Annotated in this window: 10 protein-coding genes; 4 read left to right on the top strand and 6 right to left on the bottom strand. The window is 61.9% G+C overall.

All coding sequences use genetic code 11. The features are described 5' to 3' along the window. The first annotated feature begins 8 nt into the window (after positions 1–8). From HNQ36_RS09690 to holA, 4 genes are all read left to right on the top strand, one after another. The gene (locus tag HNQ36_RS09690) at positions 9–1,700 is read left to right on the top strand and encodes a sensor domain-containing diguanylate cyclase (RefSeq protein ID WP_184084222.1); all 1,692 of its coding nucleotides are present in this window, start codon (positions 9–11) and stop codon (positions 1,698–1,700) included. A gap of 99 nt (positions 1,701–1,799) precedes the next feature. Next, positions 1,800–4,433 (top strand): leucine--tRNA ligase, encoded by a 2,634-nt coding sequence (gene leuS / locus HNQ36_RS09685; RefSeq protein WP_184084214.1) that lies wholly within the window; start codon positions 1,800–1,802, stop codon positions 4,431–4,433. After that, positions 4,420–4,974 (top strand): LPS assembly lipoprotein LptE, encoded by a 555-nt coding sequence (locus HNQ36_RS09680; protein ID WP_184084212.1) that lies wholly within the window; start codon positions 4,420–4,422, stop codon positions 4,972–4,974. Before leuS ends, HNQ36_RS09680 begins: the two co-directional genes overlap by 14 nt. A 25-nt stretch (positions 4,975–4,999) precedes the next feature. Beyond that, a complete protein-coding gene (gene holA / locus HNQ36_RS09675) occupies positions 5,000–6,028 on the top strand; it encodes a DNA polymerase III subunit delta (RefSeq protein ID WP_184084210.1) in 1,029 nt (342 codons plus the stop codon). 16 nt (positions 6,029–6,044) lie between these two features. Here holA and HNQ36_RS09670 read toward each other — a convergent pair whose 3' ends face one another. From HNQ36_RS09670 to rho, 6 genes are all read right to left on the bottom strand, one after another. Further along, entirely contained in the window at positions 6,045–6,926 is an 882-nt protein-coding gene (locus HNQ36_RS09670; protein WP_184084208.1) for a ParB/RepB/Spo0J family partition protein, read from the bottom strand. A 76-nt stretch (positions 6,927–7,002) separates the two neighbouring features. Continuing rightward, on the bottom strand, positions 7,003–7,857 hold the full coding sequence (locus tag HNQ36_RS09665) for a ParA family protein (RefSeq protein WP_046829687.1): 855 nt from the start codon (positions 7,855–7,857) through the stop codon (positions 7,003–7,005). A 33-nt stretch (positions 7,858–7,890) separates the two neighbouring features. Continuing rightward, positions 7,891–8,547: a 16S rRNA (guanine(527)-N(7))-methyltransferase RsmG gene (gene rsmG, locus HNQ36_RS09660; protein ID WP_184084206.1), complete on the bottom strand. Its 657-nt coding sequence runs from the start codon at positions 8,545–8,547 to the stop codon at positions 7,891–7,893. Between the two features lie 9 nt (positions 8,548–8,556). Then, positions 8,557–10,425: a tRNA uridine-5-carboxymethylaminomethyl(34) synthesis enzyme MnmG gene (mnmG, locus tag HNQ36_RS09655; RefSeq protein ID WP_184084204.1), complete on the bottom strand. Its 1,869-nt coding sequence runs from the start codon at positions 10,423–10,425 to the stop codon at positions 8,557–8,559. 156 nt (positions 10,426–10,581) lie between these two features. Further along, on the bottom strand, positions 10,582–11,916 hold the full coding sequence (gene mnmE / locus HNQ36_RS09650; protein ID WP_184084202.1) for a tRNA uridine-5-carboxymethylaminomethyl(34) synthesis GTPase MnmE: 1,335 nt from the start codon (positions 11,914–11,916) through the stop codon (positions 10,582–10,584). Positions 11,917–12,159: 243 nt separating this feature from the next. Then, positions 12,160–13,425 (bottom strand): transcription termination factor Rho, encoded by a 1,266-nt coding sequence (gene rho, locus HNQ36_RS09645; protein ID WP_046828143.1) that lies wholly within the window; start codon positions 13,423–13,425, stop codon positions 12,160–12,162. Positions 13,426–13,591: the final 166 nt, after the last annotated feature.

Below are 13,591 nucleotides of genomic sequence, written 5' to 3'. Positions count from 1 at the left end.
GAATACCGATGTCAATCGCCAGCTTCGGCCGCAACACGTCAAAACTCAAGGCGCTCGTCGGGATTCGCGCGCGCCTCGTGATTCTGGCGTTGATTCTGGTCGTTCCTCTGATGCTGGACCGCGTGCGGGTGCTCGAAGACACCCGCTCCCGGCAGGTGGCACAGGCCGCAAACGAGCTGTCGGAACTGGCGAAACATACCGCCGACGCACAGCGTGAAATCATTTCGACGGTCCAGGCCGTCGTGAAGTCCTCCGCCTATATCTACGCCGCCGCGTCTCAGCATGGGCGCGGCTGCGCGGTGATGCGCGCAAGCCTTCGTGTTGATTTGCCCTGGATCAGAAACATTTCGATCATTGGTCCGGAGGGCAAGATCGATTGTTCGACCAAGGCGGACATCGTCGGATTTGACCTCAGCGATCGCGATTATTTCCTCAAGGCGCGAGAGCTTCATGAATTCGTCCTCAGCGATTACATCCCGAGCCGCATTACCACTCTGCCGACAATGATCGCAGCCTATCCCGTCTCCGCCGTCGATGGCCGGCAGGAGTCGGTGGTGATCGCAGCAATCGATCTGAAATGGATGTCGCAACTTCTGACCAACCGCGGCGGGCGCTCAGGTGTGTCGGTCGTTCTCGTCGACGGAACAGGAACGATTCTGGCATCTCCGCCCGAGAGCGCCAACCTGATCGGACAAAAACTCAAGGACACCTCGCTGTTCGAGGCCGTCACGCTGCGCGAGATCAATCTCGATCGCGAGTATGGATCAATCTCGTTCCAATCCGCCGACGGCGAGCGAAAGGCGGTGTCGTTTGCCCGCGTCACCGGCACACGCGCCCGCATGATCGTCAGTATCAACCAGTCCGTGATGCTGGGCGACATCAATCGCGAAATCAGGACTGCCTACATACAGCTTGGCCTTGTCGGGCTCATTACATTGCTCGGCGCATGGTTCGCCGGCGAGCGTCTCATCATGCGGCCTGTCCGCACGATGACCGACATGGCCAACCGGCTGGGCCGCGGTGAATTGTCGGCGCGGGCATCGAGTGCAACGCTGCCGCCCGAGTTCGTGCCGCTCGCGAAAGCGTTCGATGCGATGGCGTCGCAACTGTCCGAGCGTGAACGCGAGATGGCCGCAGCCAACGACCGGCTGACCGTCATCGCGTCGCACGATCTTGTGTCCGGTCTGGCGAACCGCCGCGGTTTCCAGAGCCGGCTCGAATTCGAATGGATGAAGGCGCTGCAGTCCGACGGCCGGCTTTCGGTGCTGATGATCGACGTCGATCACTTCAAATTGTTCAACGACACCTACGGTCACCCGGAAGGCGATACCTGCCTCAGGCGGATCGGTGAGGTGCTGGCGGCGATCGCCAATTCATGCGGCGGCTTCGCGGCACGCTACGGCGGCGAGGAATTCTGCCTGCTGCTGCCCAACAGCGATCCCGCACATGCTGTGCAGGTGGGCGAACAGGTGCGCGCGACCGTGGAAGGTCTCGGGATTTCGCACCTCACCAGTCCCGGCCAGACCGTCACCGTCAGCGTCGGCGTCGCGACGATCGCCCCGGGCGAATCCCAGCCGCAGGACGACCTGATCGAGGCCGCGGACGCAGCGCTCTATGCGGCCAAACGCCGGGGCAGGAACGCGGTGGTCGAACACGGGCTGATCCGGCCCGCGGATCAGCCCGTTTCGCTGGCCGGCTAGGCCGCGCAGGCCATATTTGCGCCTAAAGCGTTGACCCCTCGCGGTCTTTTGTGGCTAGTCTGCCGCCTTCTTATCCCCCTTTGGCAGACGACCGATCCGATGACGACCGAACGCTATAACGCCCGCGAATCCGAACCGCGGTGGCAGAAGCTCTGGGATGAGCGCGGCATTTTCGCGACGCGCAACGACGACCCCAGGCCGAAATATTACGTGCTCGAGATGTTCCCCTATCCGTCGGGGCGCATCCATATGGGTCACGTCCGCAACTACACCATGGGCGACGTGGTCGCGCGCTACATGCGCGCCAAGGGGTTCAACGTGCTGCATCCGATGGGCTGGGACGCCTTCGGCCTGCCTGCGGAAAACGCCGCGATCGAACGCAAGGTCGCCCCCAAGGCGTGGACCTACGACAACATCGCCGCGATGAAAAAGCAGCTCCAGACCATGGGTCTGTCGCTCGACTGGTCGCGCGAATTCGCGACCTGCGATCCGAGCTACTACAAGCATCAGCAAAAGATGTTTCTCGATTTCATGAAGGCCGGATTGGCCGAGCGTGAAAAGCGCAAGATCAACTGGGATCCGGTCGACATGACCGTGCTCGCCAACGAGCAGGTGATCGACGGGCGCGGCTGGCGCTCCGGTGCTGTGGTCGAACAGCGCGAGATGAACCAGTGGGTCTTCAAGATCACGAAGTACTCGCAGGAACTGCTCGACGCGCTGGATACACTCGACCGCTGGCCCGACAAGGTGCGGCTGATGCAGCGTAACTGGATCGGCCGGTCCGAGGGCCTGCTGATCCGCTTCGCGCTCGATTCCGCGACCGCGCCGAACGGCGAAAATGAACTCAAGGTTTTCACGACGCGGCCCGACACGCTGTTCGGCGCCAAGTTCATGGCGATCGCGGCCGATCATCCGCTGGCGCAGGCGGCGGCCTTGAAAAATCCAAAGCTCGCCGAGTTCATCGCCGAGACGAAGCGCCTGGGCACCGCGCAGGAAATCATCGACACCGCTGAGAAGCAGGGCTTCGACACCGGCATCAAGGCTGTCCATCCATTCGATCCGGACTGGAAACTGCCGGTCTATGTCGCCAACTTCGTTTTGATGGAATATGGCACCGGCGCGATCTTCGGCTGCCCCGCGCACGATCAGCGCGACCTCGACTTCGTCAACAAATACAATCTTGGCAACACGCCCGTCGTGTGTCCCGAAGGCCAGGACCCAAAAACGTTCGTCATCTCCGACACCGCCTATGACGGCGAGGGCCGCATGATCAATTCACGCTTCCTCGATGGCATGACCATCGACGAAGCGAAGGAAGATGTCGCCAAGCGCCTTGAGGGTGCGACCCGCGGCAACTCGCCGGTCGGCGAGCGGCAAGTCAACTTCCGTCTGCGCGACTGGGGCATTTCGCGTCAACGCTACTGGGGTTGCCCGATCCCCGTGATCCATTGCCCGAAGTGCGATGTGGTGGCGGTGCCGGACAAGGACCTGCCGGTGGTGCTGCCGGAGGATGTGACCTTCGACAAGCCGGGCAATGCGCTCGATCACCATCCGACCTGGAAGCACGTCACCTGCCCGCAATGCGGCGGCAAGGCCACGCGCGAAACCGACACGATGGATACGTTCGTCGACTCGTCTTGGTACTTTGCGCGCTTCACCGATCCCTGGAACGAGAACGCGCCCACGACGCCTGCGATCGCCAACCACATGATGCCGGTCGATCAGTATATCGGCGGCGTCGAACACGCGATCCTGCATCTTCTGTATTCGCGCTTCTTCACCCGCGCGATGAAGGCGACGGGACATGTCGGCATGGACGAGCCGTTCGCCGGCATGTTCACGCAGGGCATGGTGGTGCACGAAACCTACAAGAAGCAGGACGGCACTTTTGCTTCACCCGCCGAGATCAATATCGAGACCGTCGGCGACAAGCGCCGCGCGACATTGCTGACGACGAAAGAATCCGTCGAGATCGGCTCGATCGAGAAGATGTCGAAGTCGAAGCGCAACACGGTCGATCCGGACGACATCATCGGCACCTACGGCGCCGACACCGCCCGCTGGTTCATGCTGTCCGACTCGCCGCCCGACCGCGACGTGATCTGGAGCGAGGAAGGCGTGCAGGGCGCGAGCCGCTTCGTGCAGCGGGTCTGGCGGCTGGTGAACACCGCAGCTCCGCACCTGCCGAAGCCCGGCACACCTGCGGGCATCGACGGCGCCGAGGAGGCGCTCGCGCTGCGCCGCATCGCCCACCGCACCCTCGCGGACATCTCGACCTCGATCGAACGGCTGCGCTTCAACACTGCGATTGCAAAGCTCTATGCCTTTGTGGGCGCGTTGGCGGACGTCGTCGACGGGCCGGCGAAATCGCTGGAAACCAACCCGGCGGTCGCAGCTGCCGCCCGGGAGGCGTTCGATATCCTGGCCCGGCTGATCTCGCCCATGATGCCGCATCTGGCCGAGCAGTGCTGGCAGGTGCTGGGTCATTCGGGGCTGGTTTCCGAGGCGGAATGGCCCGAAATCGAGCCTAAACTACTGGTGGATGACACAATTACGCTTCCGGTGCAGGTTAATGGCAAGAAGCGCTCGGATGTCACGGTCGCCCGAAATGCTTCGAACGGGGAAATTGAGGCTGCCGTTTTGGCAATCGATGCAGTAAAATCGGCCTTGGATGGGAAATCTCCCCGAAAAGTCATCATCGTTCCGCAGAGGATCGTGAATGTCGTGGTTTGATACGCGCATCGCAGCCCGGCTTGTGGCCGTGGTCGCCCTTGCGGCCCTGACGGCCGGGTGCTTCCAGCCGATGTATGGCGAGCGCAGCGCAAGCGGCGGATCGGCGCTGCGGGAGAAGCTGCAGGGCGTCGAAGTTCCTCCGCTCAACCTGCCCAACGGTTCGCGCGAGGCGCGGCTTGGCGTCGAGATTCGCAACAATCTCATGTTCAGCATGTACGGCAGCGCCGTCGGCGCGCCACCGACCCACCGCCTCCTGATGCGGCTCAGCACGTCGCGGCTGTCGATCATCGTCGATCCGACCACCGCCCGGCCGGATATCGAGAACTACGGCATCGATGTGGTCTATGAGCTGAAGGACAACGCCACCGACAGGACGGTGCTGACCGGAACGACGTTCTCGCGCGTGTCTTACGACATTCCGGGACAGGCGCAGCGCTTCGCCCGTTCGCGCGGACTGCGTGACGCGGAAGACCGCGCCGCCAAGGTCATCGCCGACAACATCAATCAGCGTCTCGCATCGTTCTTCGTTGCCGGCACCTGATCCACGATCAGCTTCGAGATAATTTGTGGTCGCGCTTCGCGGGAAAGAAATCGACGCGTTTCTGGCCCGGCCCGATCCGTCGCGGCCGATCATCCTGCTCTATGGTCCCGACACTGGCCTGGTGCGTGAGCGCGCCGACGCCCTGATGGCGTCAGCCGTCGACGATCCGAACGATCCATTTTCACTGGTGCGCATGGATGGCGACGAACTCGCCGCCGAGCCGTCGCGCCTTGTCGAAGAAGCCATGACGGTGCCGCTGTTCGGCGGCCGCCGGGCCATCCGGATCAGGGCCGGATCGCGCAGTTTCGCCAGCGGCATCGATACGCTCGCGGAGATGCAGCCGAAAGATTGCCGTATCGTGATCGAGGCCGGCGAGTTGCGCCCGGACGCGCCCTTGCGGAAAGCCTGCGAGAAAGCGAAGAGCGCGGTCGCCATCGCCTGCTATGCCGACACCGAGCGCGATCTCGCCAGGCTGATCGATGATGAACTGCGTGCCTCGAAATTGACGATCGCGCCCGATGCCCGCGCGGCGCTGACGTCGCTGCTCGGCGGGGACCGGCAGGCCTCGCGTAACGAAATTCGGAAAGTTGCGCTCTACGCTCACGGTCAGCGCGAAGTGACGCTGGACGATGTGGTTGCCATCGTCACCGACGCGTCAGGCCTGGCGCTTGATCCTATCGTCGACAACGCCTTTGCGGGACGTGCCGCCGACGTCGAAACCATGTTCACCAAGGCGATGGCGGCCGGGACTTATCCGGGCCTGATTATTATGTCGGCGCAGCGCCACGCCGCACTGCTGCACAAGGCGCGGCTGTCGGTCGAGGAAGGCCGCAGTGAACTCGACGCGCTCGATAGCGGATTTCCGCGGCTGCATTTCTCGCGCAAGGCGCTGGTCGAGACGGCGCTGCGAAACACCAGCGCCGAGCGCATGGCGCGGGTGATGGCGCAACTGGCCGATGCGGCATTCGATATGCGCAAACAGTCATCGCTGGCTGAAGTCATCGCGCAGCGCGCGCTGCTTGCGATCGCGGTCAACGCGCGGCGACGGGGCTGACACCCCGCCGTTGCTTTTACTTGCCCGCTTCGAGCCGGCGCAAAATCTCGTCGAGCTGATCGAGATCGGTGTACTTGATCTGCACCGTACCACCGGGATTGCGGTGATCGACGCTGACCTTCAGGCCGAGCACATCACTGACGCGCTTTTCAAGGGCGATGGTGTCGGGATCCTTCGCGGGTGCTGCGCCGTGCGCCTTCTGCGGCTTGCGCTCCGGCACACCTTCCTCGTGCGCAAGCGCTTCGGTCTGACGCACGTTCAGACCTTCCTCGACGATGCGCTTCGCGGCCGCCGCGGCATCCGGCAGATTGATCAGCGCGCGAGCGTGTCCGGCGGAGAGCTTGCCTTCGGCAATGTAAGCCTGAACCTGATCCGGCAGTTTGGTCAGACGCATCATGTTGGCGACATGGCTGCGGCTCTTGCCGACGATCTTGGCGATATCTTCCTGGCTGCGTTTGAATTCAGCGGCAAGCGCGTGATAGCCCTGCGCTTCTTCCATCGCGTTCAGATCCGAGCGCTGCACGTTCTCGATGATCGCGATCTCGAGCGCGTCGCTGTCGTTCACTTCCACAGTAACGATCGGCACATCATGCAGACCGGCGCGCTGCGACGCGCGCCAGCGGCGCTCGCCGGCGATGATTTCGAAACGATCCGTGGCACCCTTCACCGAACGCACCACGATCGGCTGAATCACGCCGTGCTGCTTGATCGACGCCGACAACTCATCGAGCTCGGTATCGGAAAATGTGCGGCGCGGGTTGCGCGGATTGGCCTTGAGAAATTCAATCGGAACGCGGCGCGGCGTGCGCGACGGACGATCGACGTGAGCGGCCTCACCACCGACATCGCCAATCAGACTTGCAAGACCGCGACCCAATCGCGAACGCTCGTCGGCCATTGCCGTCTCCCTTGCACTCAACCCACGCACTCCCGACATCGCTTCAACCTGATCTCAACTGCTCAGAATAAAATAGTCAGTGCGAACGCAGTTCGCGCTCACGCTGAATCACTTCGGTCGCGAGTTTCAGATACGCATCGCTGCCGACGCATTTGAGATCGTAAACCAGCACCGGCTTGCCGTAAGACGGCGCTTCGGAAATGCGCACGTTGCGCGGGATCATGGTGTTGTAGACTTTGTTGCCCATGAACTGCCGCACATCGGCGACGACCTGGTTCGACAGGTTGTTGCGCGAGTCGAACATCGTTAGCACGATGCCATGAATCGACAGCGTCGGATTCAGCGTCGAGCGCACCTGCTCGACAGTCTGCAGCAACTGCGACAGACCTTCGAGCGCGAAGAACTCACACTGCAGCGGCACGAGAATCGCGTGCGACGCCGCCATGGCGTTGACGGTGATGAGGTTGAGCGACGGCGGACAATCGACCAGCACGTAGGTGTAGTCGGTGTCGGGGGCGACATTGACGTTGAGTTCGGCAATCGCATCGCGCAGACGAAACGCGCGGTCGCGTGTGGTGCCGAGTTCAAGTTCAAGACCCGACAGATCCATGGTCGATGCCGCGATGTGCAGGCGAGGGACCGCGGTCGGGATGATCGCCTCGCGCAGCTTGGCCTCGCCGATCAGCACGTCATAGGTCGAACAGTTGCGATTGCGCCGGTCGATGCCGAGGCCGGTCGATGCGTTGCCCTGCGGATCGAGATCGACGATCAGCACCCGCTCGCCGATGGCGGCGAGCGCGGTTCCGAGATTGATGGCGGTCGTGGTCTTGCCAACGCCGCCCTTCTGATTGGCGAGCGCCAGGATCCGGGGATGACCCCGTTGGGCTGTCGCGCCGGTCTCGTCTTGAAAAATTCCGTCGATGCCAACCATGTGCCTGGCCATGCTTTCTTGTTGCTGGACGGGTTATCGCCGCTCAATCGTATTGAGCTCGACGATCCAGCCGTGTCCGCCGGTACGACTGGGATGAAGAAGAGGCGCTATATTCCAGTATTTAGTAGCTTCCGTCAATTCGGCCTCTACATCTTGTCCCTTCAGGAACAAGGCTTTGGTGCCTTGCTGCACCAGAGGCGCAGCAAAACCCAGCAACATATGTAGTGGAGCAACTGCGCGGGCAGTGATGCAATCGACCGGGGTCCGCAAACTATCCACATAATCCCCGATGTCAGCGAGGACAACTGAACCGGCCGCGCCGGTCACCCGCAGCGCTTCACGAAGAAACGCTGCCTTCTTGGCGTTGCGCTCCACAAGCTGAACGGTTGCGCCGTCATGCTCGGCCATCGCACAGGCCAGCACTACACCGGGAAAGCCGCCGCCGCTGCCGAAGTCGAGCCAGCGCCGGGCGTTCGGGGCCAGATCCAGAAGCTGAAGCGAATCGGAGATGTGCCGGGTCCAGAGTTGCGGAAGCGTGGAGGGCGCAATCAGATTGGTCTTGGCCTGCCATTCGACCAGCAGGCTGACATAGCGGTCGAGCCGCGCCTCTGTTTCACGTGAAACAGGAGTGAGCGCCAAGGCTGCCGCCTTGTCCGAGGCCGGGATGGAAACGAGGGCCGGTTTGGCCATGAGATGCGCCTATGCCGAAGCTACTGAGGATCGGCGCGCCTCGCGGCGCAGATAGGCCGCCAGAATCGCCAGCGCCGCCGGGGTCATGGCCTCGATCCGGCCCGCCTGCCCGATGGTCCGGGGCCGGACCGTCTCAAGCTTCTGACGGGCTTCATTGGAAAGACCTGGAACGGCGCTGTAATCCACATCGGTCAGCACCAGACCCTCGTCGCGACGGAATGCCTGCACGTCGGCGGCCTGGCGGGCGAGATAGACATCGTACTTGGCGTCGATTTCCAGATGGACAGCGATCTTCGGATCGATTGCGTTGAGCTGCGGCCAGATTGCCGTGATGCTGGCCCATTCCACCTCGGGATAGGCCAGCATTTCAAACGCGGTGCGGCGCTGACCGTCGTGATTGAGCATCAGGCCGTGCTTTGCGGCCTCATTGGGCGTCACAGAGAGCGATTTTGTCAATGATTTCGCGGTGTTAAGCGCATCCATCTTCGCGGCATGCCGCCCTGCCCGCTCCGCGCCAACACAGCCGAGCGCGATACCCCGATCGGTCAGGCGCTGATCGGCATTGTCCGCGCGCAGGGTCAAACGATACTCGGCCCGCGAGGTGAACATCCGATAGGGTTCGGTAATGCCGCGCGACGTCAGGTCGTCGATCATCACCCCGAGATAGCCGTCGGCGCGGTCGAACACGGCCGGTTCGCCGCCCCCCGCGAGAATCGCAGCATTCAATCCGGCCACCAGCCCCTGCGCGCCGGCCTCTTCATAACCGGTGGTGCCATTGATCTGCCCGGCCAGGAAAAGGCCCGGCACCCGACGGGTTTGCAGGGTCGGCTCCAGTTCGCGGGGATCAACGTGATCGTATTCGATGGCATAGCCCGGACGGACCATTTTCACGCGTTCGAGGCCCGGAATGCTGGCCAGAATGGCCTGCTGGACCTCTTCCGGCAGCGAAGTGGAGATGCCGTTGGGATAAACCGTGGTGTCGTCGAGTCCTTCGGGCTCCAGAAAGACCTGATGGCCGTCGCGGTCGCCAAACCGGACGATCTTGTCCTCAATCGACGGGCAATAGCGCGGGCCGGAGCTCTTGATCTGGCCGGAGTACATCGGCGAGCGATGGACATTGGCCCGGATGACGTCGTGGGTGGCGTTGGTGGTCCGGGTGATGCCGCATTCGATCTGTGGCGTCGTAATCCGGTCGGTCAGCACCGAAAACGGCTCGATCGGGTCGTCACCGGGCTGCATTTCGACCGCGGACCAGTCGATGGTCGATCCATCGAGCCGTGGCGGGGTCCCGGTCTTGAGACGGCCCAGCGTAAAGCCGGCGCGCTCGAAAGATTTTGAGAGCCCCATCGCCGGAGCCTCTCCGACCCGTCCGGCAGGCCAGTTCCTCTCCCCGAGATGGATCAGCCCGCGCAAAAAGGTCCCGGTGGTCACAACCACCGCGCCAACGGCGAATTCCCGGCCGTCGCCCAGACGAATCCCGCAAATCCGGCCCTCAGAGAGCAAAAGCTCGTCCGCTTCGCCTTCGATCACGATCAGATTGGGAGTGTCCCGGATTTCAGCCTGCATCGCCGCCGCATAGAGCTTGCGGTCGATCTGGGCGCGTGGACCGCGTACGGCTGGCCCCTTGCGCCGGTTCAAAACCCGGAACTGGATTCCCCCGCGATCAGCGATCCGGCCCATGAGGCCGTCCAGAGCATCGATTTCGCGGACCAGATGGCCCTTTCCGAGCCCACCAATAGCTGGATTGCAGGACATCGCGCCGACGGTCGCGAACTGATGGGTGACCAGCGCGGTTTTCGCGCCCATGCGCGCAGACGCCGCTGCGGCTTCGCAGCCAGCGTGGCCTCCCCCAATCACAATGACGTCCAATGTCTGCATCGGCAGACTTCTATCGCTTTGGTGCGAAAGCTGAAAGACGGAAATGAGTTCCGGATGTTTCACGTGAAACAAATCGCCAAGTTGACTTTGTTTCACGTGAAACAGGGTCATTGGCCCACCTGGAACCAGCTGGAGGCCAATGGCCTACTTTGCAACCTACTTGCCGATACAGAACTCTCGGAAGATGACGTCAAGGATGTCTTCGACGTCCACCCGGCCGGTCAGACGCCCTAATGAATGAATCCCGATTCGTAGCTCTTCGGCCAGAAGCTCATCGCCTTTGTCGGCCGAGCGCCCTGCCCGCTCCAGCGCCGAGACAGTCTCCCGCAACAAGGTCCGGTGCCGGGCGCGACTGACCAGCGCCATTTCGCCCGATCCGAAATAATCCCGGGCGTAGGTCACCAGCGCCGCCACCAACTCGGACACACCGTCACCGCGCGACGCGGAAATATCGAACTGCGCCCTCGCCGCGCCGTCACCATTGCCGCCGACCAGATCGACCTTGTTGCGCACGATCCAGACAGGTGCGTGATCGTCGTCATTTTTCGGCGGCAGCGCACTGTTGTCGTTCGCATCGACAAGCCACAGCACCAGGTCGGATGTGCGCGCACGGTCCCGCGCGCGGCGCACACCCTCCTGCTCGACCGGATCGTGGGTGTCGCGCACGCCTGCGGTGTCGATCAGCGTCACCGGATAACCGTCAAGATCGAGATGCACTTCGATGACGTCGCGCGTGGTGCCGGCATGCGGCGACACAATCGCAGCCTCGCGCCGCGCCAGACGATTGAGCAATGTCGACTTGCCTGCATTCGGCGGACCGGCAATCGCAACCGTCAGGCCTTCGCGCAGACGTTCACTTTGTGCCGATGAAATAAGGGCTTCTTCGATTTCTGATTTCAGCGCCGCGATCTTTCGCAACGCCGGCGCAACCAGTTCTGTCGAGACATCGCCCTCGTCCGAAAAATCGATGCCGGCTTCAATCAGCGCCGATGCTTCGATGATCTGCTGCCGCCAGCTCTCGGCCTTTGCGCCGAGCAATCCTTTCAGATGTCGCAGCGCCTGGCGGCGTTGACGATCGGTGTCGGCGTGAATCAGATCATCGAGACCTTCGGCTTCGGTGAGATCGAGTTTGCCGTTCTCGAACGCGCGTCTGGTAAATTCGCCGGGCTCCGCCGGACGCAAACCATCGATCGCCCCGAGCGCATCGAACATCGCGGTGATCACCGCGCGGCCGCCATGAACATGAAATTCGGCAACGTCTTCGCCGGTGGCGCTGTGCGGCGCCGGAAACCACAGCGTCACCGATTCGTCGAGCGCGCTGCCATCAAGATCCCGCAGGGTGACGAACTGGGCGAGACGAGCCGTGGGCAGTTTTCCGCAAAGCCGCTCGACCGCCGCGCGGGTTTGCGGGCCGGACACGCGGATAATGGCAATGGCCGACGGCGCGCGGCCGGACGACAAAGCGAAGATGGTCTGATCAGGGGAATGCATGGCCTATTTGTCGGACACATGCAGGACAGGCAATGAAAATTCCCAGCGATGATGGTGTTGGTTTGTGCTGCACCGCAATATGCTGCGACCTAGTGCGCAATATCCATGATATTGCATCGCACCAATTTCAGGCGCGGAGGATTTGCGGCGCCTTCAAAGAAAATGCCCGGCATCGCTACGAAGACGTGCTTCGCACTAATGGCCGGGCATTGAAACCGAGCTGACGCCTGTTGGCTGACCAGATCAGGTGTTCATCGACTCGAAGAATTCCGCGTTGTTCTTGGTGTTGCGGAGCTTGTCGAGCAGGAAGTCGATGGCGTCCATGGTGCCCATCGGATTGAGGATGCGGCGGAGGACGTACATCTTCTTGAGCAGCTGCGGATCGGTGATGAGTTCTTCCTTGCGCGTGCCGGAGCGCGAAATGTCGATCGCCGGGAAGGTGCGCTTGTCCGAGACCTTGCGGTCCAGAATGAGCTCCGAGTTGCCGGTGCCCTTGAACTCTTCAAAGATCACTTCGTCCATGCGGCTGCCGGTATCGACCAGCGCGGTCGCGATGATCGTGAGCGATCCGCCTTCTTCGATGTTACGCGCGGCGCCGAAGAAACGCTTCGGACGCTGCAATGCATTGGCGTCGACACCGCCGGTCAGCACCTTGCCGGATGACGGCACCACGGTGTTGTAGGCACGGCCGAGGCGCGTGATCGAATCGAGCAGGATGACAACATCGCGGCCGTGTTCGACCAGGCGCTTGGCCTTCTCGATCACCATTTCCGCAACCTGCACGTGACGCACTGCCGGTTCGTCGAACGTCGAGGACACAACCTCGCCCTTCACCGAACGCTGCATGTCGGTGACTTCTTCCGGACGTTCGTCGATCAGAAGAACGATCAGATAGCATTCAGGATGATTGGCTGTGATCGAGTGCGCGATGTTCTGCATCAGCACCGTCTTGCCGGTGCGGGGAGGGGCCACGATAAGTGCGCGTTGGCCTTTGCCGATAGGGGCTACGATATCGATGACGCGCGCGGAGAGATCCTTGCGGGTCGGATCTTCGAGCTCAAGACGGAAACGCTCGTCGGGAAACAGCGGCGTCAGGTTATCGAAATTGACCTTGTGCTTGGACTTTTCCGGATCTTCGAAGTTCAGCGTGTTGACCTTCAGCAGCGCGAAGTAGCGTTCGCCTTCCTTCGGACTGCGAATATGGCCTTCGATGGTGTCGCCGGTACGCAATCCGAAACGCCGGATCTGCGACGGCGAAACATAAATGTCGTCGGGGCCGGGCAGATAATTGGCGTCCCATGAGCGCAAGAATCCGAAGCCGTCGGAAAGAACTTCGACGACGCCTTCACCGATGATGTCGGTTTCCTGGATCGCAAGCTGCTTGAGAATGGCGAACATCAGCTCCTGCTTGCGCATGGTGCTGGCATTTTCGACCCCAAGCTCTTCGGCGAACGAGACAAGCTCCGCCGGTGTTTTGGTTTTGAGGTCTTGTAGTTTGATTTCCCGCATTGGGGTTGTCCTGTGGAGCGTGTGGAGAAAAGAGAGGGGAGGGGAGCGAAAGGTTCAGCTTGCTGACGACATACGGACTACAAACGCGATCAGAAGTCCGCAGGTCTTGAGCGAGGAAGGTGCCGGGAGGCTTCGAACCTGATGTGGCGGCCGGTCCAACAATGAG

Origin of the sequence: Afipia massiliensis (genome assembly GCF_014203115.1) — a bacterium.
In the GTDB taxonomy this organism is placed as follows: Bacteria; Pseudomonadota; Alphaproteobacteria; order Rhizobiales; family Xanthobacteraceae; genus Afipia; species Afipia massiliensis.
The sequence above is the reverse complement of the archived record's forward strand: the minus strand, read 5'-3'. Positions and strand labels throughout refer to the sequence as shown.

Bases quoted from the DNA above. Each gene is read 5' to 3' on its own strand.
- HNQ36_RS09690 (WP_184084222.1), top strand. From the start codon at position 9: ATGTCAATCGCCAGCTTCGGCCGCAACACGTCAAAACTCAAGGCGCTC.
- leuS (WP_184084214.1), top strand. From the start codon at position 1,800: ATGACGACCGAACGCTATAACGCCCGCGAATCCGAACCGCGGTGGCAG.
- HNQ36_RS09680 (WP_184084212.1), top strand. From the start codon at position 4,420: ATGTCGTGGTTTGATACGCGCATCGCAGCCCGGCTTGTGGCCGTGGTC.
- HNQ36_RS09670 (WP_184084208.1), bottom strand. From the start codon at position 6,926: ATGGCCGACGAGCGTTCGCGATTGGGTCGCGGTCTTGCAAGTCTGATT.
- HNQ36_RS09665 (WP_046829687.1), bottom strand. From the start codon at position 7,857: ATGGTTGGCATCGACGGAATTTTTCAAGACGAGACCGGCGCGACAGCC.
- rsmG (WP_184084206.1), bottom strand. From the start codon at position 8,547: ATGGCCAAACCGGCCCTCGTTTCCATCCCGGCCTCGGACAAGGCGGCA.
- mnmG (WP_184084204.1), bottom strand. From the start codon at position 10,425: ATGCAGACATTGGACGTCATTGTGATTGGGGGAGGCCACGCTGGCTGC.
- mnmE (WP_184084202.1), bottom strand. From the start codon at position 11,916: ATGCATTCCCCTGATCAGACCATCTTCGCTTTGTCGTCCGGCCGCGCG.
- rho (WP_046828143.1), bottom strand. From the start codon at position 13,425: ATGCGGGAAATCAAACTACAAGACCTCAAAACCAAAACACCGGCGGAG.